This window comes from Chryseobacterium koreense CCUG 49689, assembly GCF_001045435.1.
Lineage (GTDB): Bacteria > Bacteroidota > Bacteroidia > Flavobacteriales > Weeksellaceae > Kaistella > Kaistella koreensis.
Map to the genome: position 1 here is coordinate 1 of NZ_LFNG01000033.1, position 13,775 is coordinate 13,775.

General features: G+C 32.4%; 8 protein-coding genes. 1 reads left to right on the forward strand and 7 read right to left on the reverse strand.

Going from position 1 to position 13,775, the window contains the following annotated elements; genetic code table 11:
• A partial coding sequence (locus ACM44_RS14020; RefSeq protein WP_048500687.1) for a transposase occupies positions 1 to 822 on the forward strand: 822 nt, incomplete at its 5' end.
• A gap of 254 nt (positions 823 to 1,076) precedes the next feature.
• Here ACM44_RS14020 and ACM44_RS14025 read toward each other — a convergent pair.
• The 7 genes from ACM44_RS14025 to ACM44_RS14055 form a co-directional block, all read right to left on the reverse strand.
• Positions 1,077 to 2,519, reverse strand: a complete 1,443-nt coding sequence (locus ACM44_RS14025) for an argonaute/piwi family protein (protein WP_048500688.1) — start codon at positions 2,517 to 2,519, stop codon at positions 1,077 to 1,079.
• The gene (locus ACM44_RS14030) at positions 2,519 to 4,018 is read right to left on the reverse strand and encodes an SMEK domain-containing protein (RefSeq protein ID WP_048500689.1); all 1,500 of its coding nucleotides are present in this window, start codon (positions 4,016 to 4,018) and stop codon (positions 2,519 to 2,521) included. The genes ACM44_RS14025 and ACM44_RS14030 overlap by 1 nt, the downstream gene beginning before the upstream one ends.
• A gap of 4 nt (positions 4,019 to 4,022) precedes the next feature.
• Positions 4,023 to 5,630 carry an Eco57I restriction-modification methylase domain-containing protein gene (locus ACM44_RS14035; protein WP_048500690.1) on the reverse strand — a complete coding sequence of 536 codons (1,608 nt, stop codon included), beginning with the start codon at positions 5,628 to 5,630 and terminating at the stop codon, positions 4,023 to 4,025.
• Positions 5,617 to 8,601, reverse strand: a complete 2,985-nt coding sequence (locus ACM44_RS14040; protein WP_048500691.1) for an Eco57I restriction-modification methylase domain-containing protein — start codon at positions 8,599 to 8,601, stop codon at positions 5,617 to 5,619. The genes ACM44_RS14035 and ACM44_RS14040 overlap by 14 nt, the downstream gene beginning before the upstream one ends.
• Positions 8,598 to 8,912 (reverse strand): helix-turn-helix domain-containing protein, encoded by a 315-nt coding sequence (locus ACM44_RS14045; protein WP_048500692.1) that lies wholly within the window; start codon positions 8,910 to 8,912, stop codon positions 8,598 to 8,600. The genes ACM44_RS14040 and ACM44_RS14045 overlap by 4 nt, the downstream gene beginning before the upstream one ends.
• A 446-nt stretch (positions 8,913 to 9,358) precedes the next feature.
• Positions 9,359 to 11,020 (reverse strand): hypothetical protein, encoded by a 1,662-nt coding sequence (locus ACM44_RS14050; protein ID WP_048500693.1) that lies wholly within the window; start codon positions 11,018 to 11,020, stop codon positions 9,359 to 9,361.
• The gene (locus ACM44_RS14055; RefSeq protein WP_048500694.1) at positions 11,013 to 13,538 is read right to left on the reverse strand and encodes a hypothetical protein; all 2,526 of its coding nucleotides are present in this window, start codon (positions 13,536 to 13,538) and stop codon (positions 11,013 to 11,015) included. The genes ACM44_RS14050 and ACM44_RS14055 overlap by 8 nt, the downstream gene beginning before the upstream one ends.
• Positions 13,539 to 13,775 lie beyond the last annotated feature (237 nt).

Sequence of the window (13,775 nt, forward strand, 5' to 3'; positions counted from 1 at the left end):
GTAAAACCCGGCAAAGCCCGCCAGCTGAACTATGCCGGACAGTTGGCGGTGGATGATGCACACCACGTCATTACCGGCGCCTGCGCCAGTACCGCCGGAAGCAAAGACAGCATGATTTTTTCTGAAATAATGAATCAGACTTTAGAGAACTTCAGCCAAAGCAGAATGCAGATAGAAGAGGTTCTGGCCGATGCAGGTTACAGCAGTGGCGAGGCTTTAAAGTACTGCAAAGAAAAAGGCATCAACGCCTACATCCCCAACTTCGGGCAGTACAAGCCCGAGCGCGAAGGTTTTATTTTTAACAAAGAAGAAAACCGTTACGAATGCCGAAAACCCGGCGGAAACCAGGCCCTGCTGATCTTTAAAGGCACCAAAACCGACAGCAAAGGCTACGCGAAGAACATTTACCGCAGCAGCGAGCGTGACTGCAAAGACTGCCCGCTGAGAGCGGAATGCTGCGGCAAGGTCACGAAGTTCAAGAAACTCGACGACAGCATCCACAAACCGCTCTACGATGCCATGCACGAGAAACTAAACCGCGACAGGAACTACACGCGCATGCTCACCAAGCGCCGCAGCTCCACCGTGGAACCGGTTCTGGGCACGCTGATCAATCATCACAACATGAAGCGGATTAATTCCAGAGGGATGGCCCAGGCTAACAAACACGTTTTAATGGCTGCCCTGACTTACAACCTGAAGAAATACCTGAAGTTCACCACCCGAAAAGTCCACCGCAAGGCCCAAATCATGAACGTTCCAAAAGGGAAGTTCTGGTTTTGGAAAAACTTCTTTCCCACGACTCCCATATCCTTCATTTAAGCACACGCGAAATTCCGGAAACTTTCACCAGCAAAAATAAAAACCTCCTTTAAATCGCTTAAAAAGAGGTGGTTTTGGTTGAGTTTTGAAAACTATTATTGGAAAATTAGGGTTGTGCAACAGCTACCCTTGTTATCGGTAGTGGCTCTTTTCGGTCGCTTTGTTGAGCGTGGGCTTGGTGGCTCTTTTGCAATTTTGGCTTTGTGCGGTTGGCTTGTGCGAATTGCAAATGTGCCACCAAAAGTGTTGGGTAATTACATATAAAAACTATATTTCAACTGCATATTATCGTCAGGTGTCAAGTATTTCAAAATTTCGCCAACATTCCTTGCACATTCAATGGTAATTGGCATTTGTCTGTCAAATTGAGTGTTGTTCCAATTCATCTTTGTTAGTGCTAAAATTTCATCACAAATCACGTTTGGCGATTCATCATAAGTTGCAAGTTTAATTTCAATCGCTCTTGGAATGTATCTACCCGGATATGTTTCGTAATACGGAACAGAACCTCTTGTATAAAGCAAATGATGTTTGTCGGACATTGTAAATTGTGTACCTCGCATCGGTGGGTAATTACCGCTTCGATACAGTCGAATGTCAGAAGTTTGTATTGAAACTAAGTCAATTTGGTTAATATGTAATTCTTTTGCAGCTTGGATAAATCCGTAAACCTCATCTTCATTGAAATTTGATGTTTTGTGTAAAACTAAACGCTTAGGAAATATTTTTACCGCATCATAATATTCTTTGAGTGATTGTGTCAATAAGTTGTACGCTTGTTGGTCGTCTAAATGCGGTGTTCGGTCATTCTTTTTTAATGTTATTTCTTCTCCTCTTAGAATCACACCTTTTCCTAATTCGTTAAATATTTGAGCAATGCTTGTTTGAGTCGATTTTTTATCACGACTTTTGAAAAAACTAATTCCTGCATAGCAAGTAGTTTCTGCAGAATCTTTTCTGATTAACGCCCAAGGTGTACCTGATGCTTTGTAATACAATGCTGTAAAGAAATTCCAAGCAATTGTTGCAGGGTCTTGCATTTCTGCGGTTGGCTTTGAAATTCTATCCCGAATGATTTGAATAGGAATGTTATACTGCATTGCTTTTGCTTTCAAATTTCTTCTAAAGTTTTGTTCCTTTTTAGATACATCTTCATCATCAAAATCTTTTTCTACAGTTTCTTCGCCTTCTTCATCGTTAGTTTTTGGCTTAGATTCCATAATGTGCTTCATAAGATTTTCAGGTAAAGCACAAAGGATAACGTCTGGTTTCTTGTTTTTAGAAAGAAACTTAATTTCACTAAGATATAAATTTGTTACCTCTGTAATTGTTTCTTCAAGTGAGTTTTTTTCTTTGATTATCTTTTCAATATCAGAATTATTTAGTTTGCGTAAATAAGTATCGTCATAGGCTATTTCACATTTGAAGCCAACATTTTTGTTGAAACCGCAAAAGTTCATAAATAAATTAGGGTGCGGTGTTTTACTTTGTTTTCCGTTAATATGTGATTTACAACTTTCTAACCATTCTAATACTTTGTCAACACTTTCGCCCTTTCCAACAATTCCAATAGTTATTTTTTCAGGGCGAACCTGTGTAATATCAAAAGGATTGTAGGTGTAAATACCACTTTTAGGACAAATATGATGACTTGTGCCAAATTGCAAAGATGGTTCTTCTATGTATCTTAATTTCATTATTCAAATATTGTTGAATCCGTTAATTCGGTATCGGCTTCTAATTCAGTTGGCAATGCTTCGGTATTCTTTTCTACAACTTTTGCAGGTATCCATTTTTGTTCATCTAAACTTGGGGACAAACTTATCGGTTCAAGTTTGTGTATTTTCATAAAGGGAAATTCAGGAGTGAATAAATCCGTGTATGAAAGATAATATGAAAAGAAGCGAAAATAATTGTAAACAGAATTGTTGTTTTCTAAACGTTTTATTCCTGACATATAAGCTGATTCAAAACGACTTTCTCTATAACCCCCCGGATTTGTAAAACTCCAAGTTGGATTTATGATTAAATACCAATCTGTATCAAAGTTTATGAATGAACATTTAAACGCCAAATGACGAAAACAAATCAAGTGTCCCTCCTTTTTATTTATCATAGGAAAAATGACAGTCTTTGTAGCTTCATTTTTCCCTTTCCAGCGGATTTGTTTTGCACTTGGAGGGTTTTTGCTTGCGAAACGAAACGTTCCTCGTTTATCAAACCATTCAATATCTTTTAAGAAACAAAGTTGCATTAACGTATTTCTTAATAGATTCTTGAATACTCTATTTGTCGCTTCGCTTTGTTCATAGAACTCCGAACACTCAAGAGATGTTATAGTGCCTTTGTCAATTATATTTCGGAAAGGTTCACGATTAGAAGTTAAATCACGAAATGTATAAAGACAATTTTCGTACAATATCCAATCAGAAGCCATTGCTTTGTGTTCACGCAGGGCATTTTTTACTAATTTGGTTGGTTTAAGTTTCTTAATTGTACGTCTTCCTTTTATAACAAGAAATTCATTCACTCTTTCGGTTATTCCTTCTTCATCTATGTTTAAATCTGCCTTATAAATTATGCTCCCAAAAGTTATTTTAACCATATTGGGTGAAATATTCTCTGGTTCGTTTTTGAGATACCCATTCTCAAATTTTTTCTTGCGTTGCTCTATTTGGATTTCAGAAAATTCGTGTTCATATAATTTTGCTATTGCTTGTAATTTTGGTGTTGCACTAATAGCATTTATTTTTTGCAGAACGACATCTTTGTCTATAACGTGTTCATTTGTAGCAAAAGTAAAATTATCTGGAATAATGCCATTTAATTTTGTGTCATTGTATTGTGGTTTCTTTTCCGTAAGAATATAAATGTACAGTACATCAAATTGTTTGTGCAATTCGTGTCTTGCAAATGTTTCAAGTGTGGATTTGATTTTTTCGAATGAACTTGTTGATGTTATTTGAAAAGCAACTCTATTTTTGAAGTCGGCTAAATCAATTGCAGGGAAGTTTTTCTGTTGTGTTGAATTAAGGTTTTCAAGTTGTAAGCCAAAAACCTCATTTAAAACAGGGACTAAAAAACTTTCTGCGTGAATGTTGATATGATAATTACCAATAGCATTAAAGCCCTCGACTTCAAGAACAAATCTTGCAGCGTTGGTGTTGATTTTGTTTATGTAATCAATTCTATTCATTTTTTTACTTCCCTCTATTTAATCTCCTTGCCGACAATTTTTTCCAAATGCTGTCAGCTAATTTTATTTCTTTATCCGTAAAGCCGTAACCGTCTTTCAGGATTTGTTTGTTTGTGATTTTTAGAATTTCATCAATGCTTTTTTTCTCTCTCATCATTTTGTCAATCACTTCAAGCAATTCATCATTTTGAGATTGATAGGGAAGAAGTATCTGTTCTGCTTCGCTTGGCATTAGTTCTAAAACGCCACCACCATAACTGCGACCAACAATTTCGGAAAACGCCAATGAAAGCGAATTGTAGAAACTGGCAATAAACGCATTTTTGTTCGTTGTTTCCTTTACAAAAACTCTGTGCATTGTGTCGGTTGTATAGGCGTTGGCTTCGTTTAAAATCAATCGTGGAAACAAATTGTTTCTGCGGATAAACAACGCATCAGAAAGTTTTATTGACGGAATAACAAACCAATCATCACGAATACCTGTTTTATAACCTTTGTTTATGCCGATACTCTCGCCATATTGTATATAGTCTTGCACTCCTGCGTGTCCGTTTAGTTTTTCTTTTGGTGGAAAAACCAACAAATTTGCTTTGGCTTCGGTCTGTTGATTTTTGAACCAATCTTTCTTTGTGAAAACAATGCTGTTCACCTGAACGCTTCTGCCAACCATTGGCTTTGCAAATTCTTCTAATTGGTAAAACGCAACAGTTGAATAAGGAACAGTAAAATAATTATTTGCTCCTGTTGTTATGCCTACCTCTACATTGGCATAATTTCCGATAGTCGGAATTTTTCTTTTCTCTGCAATGTTTTCAAGAAAGTCAATTTCTTCCTGTTCCAAAAAATAGTAAGTCCATTTGTTGGATTTGAAATCTATTTTTTTGCTTGGGCTTTTTAATCGCTTTACATCTAATGTTGCAAGGTCAGAAGCATCTCGCAATTCCAAATGTTCAATTAAATGTGAACCGCTTCTGTTTCTTTCACAAAGCAACAAAACAACTTCTTGCTGAATATCGGGAAACACTAACTTTTCAAATGAAATGATGTTTATTTTATTGTAGAAATGTGCTAAAAATTCACGTAGTTGTTGAGCATAAGAAACCTGCAGTAATTCGGCAGGAATTACAAAACCAATTTTCCCTTTTTCTTTCAGCAACAGACTTGAACCAACGACAAACGAAACCCAAGCATTAGTTAGCTTTGAATATTTCAAGTTTGCCTTTTTGAATATTTTATCCGCTTCCGCTTGTTGTTCTTTGTCAAAATATTGATAACGGATATAAGGCGGATTACCGACAACTAAATCAAATCGCTCCGTAGTTTCATTACAATACAAATGAAAATCGGTGTTGATTACGTTTTTATTTTTGAGTTTGATTTTGTCCGATTTTTCGGCTTCTATCTCGTCAAACTCAATAGCCGTTACCGATTTGAATTTGTGATTATTTTCTTTCAATTGCTCTAAAAAAACACCGTCCCCACAACTCGGTTCTAAAACATCATAGTCAGAACTTCCGTTTATGCCCCATTTCAAAATGAATGAAGCAATCGGTTCAGGCGTATAAAAACCGCCACGAAGTTTTTCGGCTGATGCGTTCTCAATTAGCTTCATACAATTCTTTGATTAGAGGGATTAACAAATCATCATCGCCCAAATCGTACAATTTGGCTAATAGTTTTTCCAAGTTTGCTTTTTCTCTTGCAAACTGTGCTTGAAGTGGCGTTAAAGCTCTTTTGTTTCCTGTGTTTGCATCTATTTGGTCGTAAATGCTGATTAACTCTTTTTGAGCCGAAACAATTTTATCGTGAAGTGTTTTTTCTTTTGTGTTGGTAAAATCAATTTTTCGGATTGGCAAGTTTTTCAAAACCTTTGTGCCTCTTGCAATGTAACCACCTCTGAAAACTTCGCCATACAACGCACTGAACCATTCCAAATATTTGGAATTGAGAATGGCTTGAATGTAGTAAATAGAATATTCCGAAGTTTCGGGAATGGCAACTACACAATAACCTGCTGTTCCGCCTGAAGAAATCAACGTTCCGTGAATGTCAATCGCATATTTATCGCCAACTGAAAGAACGCCAACAATAATTTTCTGTGACAGTCCGCAACTATCCAAACTTTGATGTCTGCCGTATCTATGCCATTCTTCTTGTGTTTGCGGAGTTGGTTTAATATCTCGCTTTGGATTATTCAAAATCGTTTTATGCTTTTGAAAATAATCATAAGCCAAAGGAAATTTCTTTTGAATGGTTGCAAGCGGAATGACATCAACACCTGTTTTTGTTGGCGTATAAGGATAAATTACTCTTGCGTTAGGTTTGAAAGTTCGGTAAGTGTTTAAATTGTCTTCGCCTGATGAAGTTTGAAAATACGGTTTGGTAATTTCTTTTTCAATTTTGTATTCAATACCTTTTTTAGAAAAGAAATAATGCTTTTTGTCCTCTTTAGTTGGTGTGAAAATGTAAACATCATTTGCACTTGTTTGAATACCGTTGAAAATATTGTCATTACCAATCAAATCAACCAATTTCGCACTTTGCGAAACGATTTTATTGTATGCGTTAGTTAATTCAGGCGAAACTAAAACCCAAACTTCACTGTCTAATTCTTCTGTTTTTTTAGATGCAAATTTTACGGCTTCGGGTTCACGAACTTTCCAACTGTTCAAACTCTTTACTTCTGCATATTGGAAAGTCTTTTGAGGCTTCTTATTCAGGATTAGCAAACAAGTGTAAGTTGTTTTGTCTGCAAAAACTTGATTTGCACCAAACGAAACGATTGAATGTAAATACTCTTTTTCTGTAAGTAGTTCACGTAATTTTTTACCTGCACCAACTTTGGTAAACTTGCTTGGAACGATATAGCCTAAAATTCCGTCATCGGTCAATAAATTTAATCCTTGTTCAAGGAACAAAAAGTATTTATCAAACTGTTTGTAAGCCGATGTGTAATTTGTTTTGTAAAGCGGTAATTCAAGCGGTGTAATATTTTTCATATCCTCCGACTTTAAATAAGGCGGATTGCCGACAATTACATCAAAACTAAGTTTTGAAAAATCAAACGGATTGATTTCTGTTTGGTTTTTCTTTTCAACTTGGCTTGGATTTAGCAAAGTATTCCCGAAAAATATATTTTCTGAAAGGTCAGGTAAAACAGGTTTGGTTTTGTTGGTCGAATTTACATCTTCACTTTCCAACAACTTCAACAATAAACCAAATTTTGATGCTTCAACTGCGTTATAATCTTTATCAACTCCGAAAACACAATTCAACAAAATGTTTCTTTTGGTTTCAAAAGGAAGTTTGTAAGTGTTGATGTTAGTTTGAATGAGTTTTGATTTGTCATTTTTTAAATAATAGTCAATCAAAATATCATTCAAAAGTTGAAATAACTCCAACAAAAAAGCACCCGAACCACAAGCAATATCAGCAAACTTTAATTGCAGAATTTCTTTGTCGGTTTTGTCTTTGCATTTCGCTAAAACCGTATTCCGCAAAATATCATTGATGATAAATGTTGGCGTTGTAACAATATCTCTGTCAATGTTTTCAGGTTTCTTTACTAATTCAACCGTTCCGTTTTGGATGACTAATTTTTCGGAAAGGAAAATTTCATAAATACTTCCTAAAACATCAGACGAAAAAACACTGAAAGAATAAGGGCTTTCAGGATAATAAAGCTGTTTGATAATAGTCCAAAATACAGAACTAACATTTTCAACGATTTTGTCTTTCAGTAATTGGTCAAACAACCCCGAATTATAGCGTTTATCGGCTTCCTGAAACTTCTTGATTAATGCTTTAAAATCGTTTGTATTAGCAAACTTCAAAAGCGTTTGATATTCTTCTAAATTTCTGTCCTCACAAACACGCAAAAACAATACACGGTTCAAGTAACTTTGAACGATGTCATTTAATTGTTGCTCGTCAATTTTCGGTTCGTGTTTGTGAATTTCAGAACCTAACGCTTTTCTCCATTCATTGATTTGTTTCAGGAAAAGATTGTCTATGGAATATTGATTGATTTTGGTTTCAATTGCTTTCCATTCGTTATCAAAAGCACCCGAATAAACGGCTTCTTTGCTTAATAATCGTTTGATTTCATCAAACTTTTCTTCGTATTCGGTATAATGATATTTCTTTACAAGTGCTTTTTGAAAAGTATCATCTTTTTCAACTTTTACAGATGTGTCGTAAATAATGAGATACTCAAAGTTGGAAAGAACCGAAATTTTCAACTTTGCAGTAAATCCATAACGTCTTACTTGCTTTGCTGTTTCATTGTCTGCTTCAATTTTGACATAAGGTTTCTTGGCTTCCAAAAAGAATTTTCTTTCAGAAAACAAGCGAAAAGTGTAGTCAGGTTTCTTTGAGTTTTCAGAAGCATTTGCTTTCAAGGCTTCTTCTAAAATGACTTCTCTTTCGTTGGTTGGCTTTCCTGCATTGTTTTTAATATCCCAACCCAACAACTCGAAAAAAGGGTCTAAGAAATCACTGCGAAGCAATGTTTCGTTATACTTGTTGGTCAGATAATAGCTTCTGTCCGACTGATATTTTTCTATGAGTTGTTTTATCGTCATTTGTTCTTGTTCGCTTTTAAATATTTTACTCTTTGTTCGGCGACTTTCAAAGCTTTTACTCCTAAATCTTCATCTTGAATTTCATACATTATTTTGTCACTAAGGAACAGTACTAACAGTTCGTCTTGGTTGTGTCCGTAGATGTCTGCAAGTTTGAGAACGATGTCTTTTGTTAGTTTGCGTTCACCACGTTCCATTTTGCTTAAAATAGCTACATCAATATCGAGCAATGCAGACACTTTCCGTAATGGAAGCTCTTTGCTTTCTCGTAGCTGTCTAAGTTTTTCGCCTATTGTTGTTTCTGTTGACATACTTTCTATTGACAATAATTGTCAAATTTAGCCAAAGTTTTTTGTTTACCAAAATCTTTAGCAAGAAAGTTATTCAATTTGGGGTGGTGGGTGGGCTTGGGTGTGTTGGGGCAAAATTAAATGTGGTGCAATAGCGTTGTTTTTGTGCGGTTGGTTGCACCTCTTTTAATTTTGTGAAGCGATGGGGGATTTTTCGTTTTTCTGTCTGTCCGTTGATGTTGTTTCGGAGCGGTCAATTGCCATTACCGATAACGGGAAACGGCTTTGCGAAGGAGCGGATTAGAAAGACGGAACTTTCAACTTGGCACAAGCGTAGCAAAACCATTTTTTACTTTTGCTAAAATACAAAAAAGAGCAAAATAAAAATGGTTGTGCGGATTAAAATGCAGAAACTTTCAATTTAGACTTTATCCCGCTCTTTTGCAAAACCGATGTTATCGGTAGTTTTATTTTATAATTAAATTTTCTGATATATTTTGTTCTAAAATTCTATTTATAAATAATTTTAATTCATTTTCAAAATTTGGCTTAGATGCTGTAAGTTCAATAGTTGGTTCGAAATAATCACTTTCAATAATTTTCTGACCAAATTCATTAGGGAAAATTAAGTTTAAAGAATTTACTTTTGTATTAGGGCTTTCGTTTATTCCTGTATTGATAATGTATTTTTCAATTACATCAGGAAGATGATTACTTCTAACAGTATGAAGTTTAGAATACTTTGCATCAAGAATATAATATTTCTTTTTTTGTTTAATTTTATCGAAAATTTCTATGATATAGTCAGGATTATAATAATTCCCTTTTTTTATATCTATTCTTCTAAGTTCTGTTTCTTGTTTTGTTTTTGAAAAATCGTAGAATTTTTGTTCATATAAAAGTCTTATGCTATAGTTAGTATTATCAAAAGTTATTTTTTCTATTATTTCATCATTTCTATCTGAAAATGCACTAATATTAAAAAAATCTAACCTTAGCTTTTGTTTTATTGATTCAAGTATTACGTACAAATTGTAAACTTCATAAAGTTTACTTAATTTACTTATGTTCAATAATTTAAATTCTCCAAATAAATCAAACTTATAATCATTCAAGTTTTTTATTAAACTAAAAGCTTTTTTATAGTGTAATTTTTGAGCGAAAACTGTGGTTAAAACAGGTTTTTCAATTTTGGGTTGTACATCCTTGAAAAGTTTTTGGTATCTATTGAAAATTTTAATTACTTTCCGTTCTAATGAAGTAGAATCTTCAAATAACTTTATGAATGGAATTCTTTTTAAATCTTTAAAATCAGCATATAATTCATCTTTGTTCGGTTGGATATTTATACTTGCACTTATTTGAAATTTCAATTCTTTTAATTTCTTTAAAAGAAGCATAAATGCCCCTAAAATAATTTGATTTTCATAATTATTGAAAGAGTTTAGGTTTTCAGATGTTTTAATATTTTCAATTAAACCATATTTATTGTTAATTTTTATTGAATTATAATGTCCCTTAAAAGAATTATCAAAATATATTTCGTCCAAATTACTTAACATCCAATCCACTGTATCAGCAGTTACTTTATGAGAATCATATTTTGTTTTTTGATGATGCTTTCTTAAAACTGTATGAGGTAAATTTTCAAAAGAGAAATATAGTTGTTCAAAAGTTGATACAAATGTTTCTATGAAAGAGATTAACTTAGATGTTTGACCTAATTCAAATCCTTTTCTCTTAAAATCTAATTCATACGTGCTTTTAGAGAAAAAAATATTAAAAAGTTTATCTTCTTTCTTCCATAAATACATGAAAATATCTTCGATTTCAGATAATTTGAGTTTTTCTATTTTGATATTGAAAAGAAAAATTTCATTGTTTAAATTTAAACTTGCATAACCGAAGTAATTTTCAAAATACCTAAACTCTAATAGTTGTATCTGGTTACCACTTTGAGATAATTTGTTTGAATCAACAGGAATATCTTCAATAAATACCGTATTGGATGTTATATTTTCAGATGTATAAAATAACTCATATTTTCCCAATTCAAAAACCGTATAAATGTTATTTGAAGGGAATATTTCTACTTTTTTATCTTTAATTATCTGAAATATTTTAAGCATAAGTCAAGGTTAAGAAGTAATTATAATTTCCTTCAAATATGCTATCCTCATTTCCTGTCTCAATAATTTTTTTAAGAACTTCGTAAGATTTTTTTAGGTCATTTTTTTCAAAGATATTTAATAATTCCTCTAGATTCTTCTTTGCTAAATCACCTTGTAAATTTATCATAGGTAAAAGTCTTTGAGCAACACAATAATCTAATGGACGTGAAATTTCTTTTTTCATGTAATTTCTAGCTACTAAGCAATATTTTTTGATTGAAATTTCAACTCTTGGGCTTATAGGTATCCTAAGTGAATTAAATTTCTCTTTAATATCTTTAAATATAGACTCTATCTCTACTGACAATTCAATACTTTGATTAAAACTTTGGAAATCCAAAAGATTAAAAAATTCAATACACTTTTCATAAGAAATATTGAGCTTTTTGATATCTTCTGTAGAAATCATATTTATATCATTTTTATAATCTATACTTGAAGATTTTAATTGAATTATATTAGCTCTATCAATAACTCTAGGGGATAAATTTTCAGTTGTTTGATCATAATTTATTGTTGCAATGAATCGAAGATTATTTGCAAACTCGAAATTTAAATTATTTCCTAAAGATATTGATAAAAGGTTAGTTTCACTTGCAGTTGAGTCAGTTAAATTATAAAAAGTTGACCAATAATGTTCAATAGGACTTAAATTAGCCTCGTCTAAAATTATGTATGCCATAGGTGATTGTAAATACTTTTTATTTTTAGATTCATAATCTAATTGAGAAAGTAATTCATAAATACCTGTAGGTGCAGAATGAAATTTATTGGTTAATGGGTTTTGAAAACCAATTAAGTCTTTTTGAGAAGACCAACCACGACTAACAGAAACCTCCGAAATTCTTTCTTTTGGGGATAATATTTTTGTAAGCAATCTAGCTAAACTAGTCTTGCCGGTTCCTGGAAGTCCAGCTAAAACTGTCAATGTGTTTTGATGAATTGAAATTAACAGATTATCAATAAAGTGAGTATCAAAATTTCTTCCGCTTTTGTTCAAAATTGAAATTAGTTCTGTTCTAAATTGAATATAGTCAGAATAAGTGTCAACAACAGAAAAATCAATAAATTCTCTTTCTTCTTTTTTATCATATTCGGATAAATCCCTTCCACTAAAAAAGTCGAAGTATTTTTTGTTTTTAAACAAATCAATCAAACCTTTAAGAGAATCTCTTTGAGTTTCTTGGTTCTCAACTTTTAACTTGTCTACGGAATATTTTAAATCTTCTTCTGCTTTTTTTAGTTCCTCAAGATTTTCTTTTATCAAAACTAATTCTTTTGATTTGCTTTCTGTTTCATTCTTTATGTTGTTCTCTAGATTCTTCTTTTCATCTTGTAAAGTCAATATTTCATTCTCTAATCCCGATTTAATTTTGAGTAATTCTTCTTCTTTTGTTTTACTAAGATTCTCTAATTCAGAATTTAATAAATCTAATTTTTCCTGTTTTTGTAGTATGTCTTGTTGGATTTCATCCTTTCTTGTTAAAGATTTTTCAAGATTATTTTTCAGTTCAAATTCATCGTTTTGTAATCTTTCGATTTCACTTTTTATATTGTTTATTTCTGGAATTAAAATTGCGAGTTCTTTGTTTGAAATAATAATATTTTCAGTATTTTTTAAGATTTCCGCTATTCTTTTATTTTCAGATAAATATTTTTCAATTGATTTGATTCTGGAGGTTTGAGACAAAATATTTAATAAACTTTCTATTTTTTGCTTATCAAATGCTTCTGAATTTTCAGATAATACATATTTAAACTCTTTAATTATTTCAGTATCATCTTTAAAATCAATAATCTGTAAAATTTCTAATTTATTGAATGAAGGAAGATGGATTTTACGAGTAATCTCATTAGCAGTGAATTCAATATAAGAATCATTTGTTAATTTATATTCTCCAAAAGGCTTCCAAAGATGCTTTTCTACAATAAAATAACCTTCACTATCCTTATTTAAAACTTTAAAAGGACCAATTATTTTAGAGTCTGTTTCAACAAAAATAGGAGAGTTGTCTTCAACATAGATATCTAGTATTAGTGAATCCAAATAAGAGTCTGATAATTTTATTCTTGAAGTAGATTCATCAATTATGCCATTAAATACTTCAATAATGTCATTTTTATCAGTTGGATGAATATTAGAGGCAAATGTCTTACATTTTGGGAAATTGGAACCTTCCGTATATCTATCATTTGATATTATACTTCCATAAGATATTTTTAAAATTTGATTAACGTTATTATAATTTGATAATATTTTATCTGGGTAATAATTATTGGTTAAAGTTATTACCTTCTCCATATCATATTCATCTATATCTATTACATTTCCATTATCATAATATATAATTGGTATAACATTTCTGTCTGGAAAGTCTTCGTCTTTGACTACAATGATATAATTGTTGTTTGAAAATCGTAATGTAGAATCTTCTCTATAACTAAATTGGTCGTTACTAATATTTCCTCTTTTCATTAAATAGATATGTTAAAAAATTTCAATAAAGTTAGTGTTTTTTTTGTAGAAGTTGTGTTGCGGAAAAATTACCGATAACGGAGCGCGGATTGGCGAAGTTTCATTTTCGTTGTAACGAAGTTACAAAAGGAAATGGAATTTCTCCAATCCGTAGATGTGTTGAAGGTTTTTGCGAGAGCGAAAACGCTTTGACATATCTGCGGATGTAATCCGCGCTCCGATGTGCAGAAGTTGTAG

What these genes read in the sequence shown, in the direction of transcription:
- ACM44_RS14025 (WP_048500688.1), bottom strand. Translation starts at nt 2,519, where the DNA reads ATGAAATTAAGATACATAGAAGAACCATCTTTGCAATTTGGCACAAGT.
- ACM44_RS14030 (WP_048500689.1), bottom strand. Translation starts at nt 4,018, where the DNA reads ATGAATAGAATTGATTACATAAACAAAATCAACACCAACGCTGCAAGA.
- ACM44_RS14035 (WP_048500690.1), bottom strand. Translation starts at nt 5,630, where the DNA reads ATGAAGCTAATTGAGAACGCATCAGCCGAAAAACTTCGTGGCGGTTTT.
- ACM44_RS14040 (WP_048500691.1), bottom strand. Translation starts at nt 8,601, where the DNA reads ATGACGATAAAACAACTCATAGAAAAATATCAGTCGGACAGAAGCTAT.
- ACM44_RS14045 (WP_048500692.1), bottom strand. Translation starts at nt 8,912, where the DNA reads ATGTCAACAGAAACAACAATAGGCGAAAAACTTAGACAGCTACGAGAA.
- ACM44_RS14050 (WP_048500693.1), bottom strand. Translation starts at nt 11,020, where the DNA reads ATGCTTAAAATATTTCAGATAATTAAAGATAAAAAAGTAGAAATATTC.
- ACM44_RS14055 (WP_048500694.1), bottom strand. Translation starts at nt 13,538, where the DNA reads ATGAAAAGAGGAAATATTAGTAACGACCAATTTAGTTATAGAGAAGAT.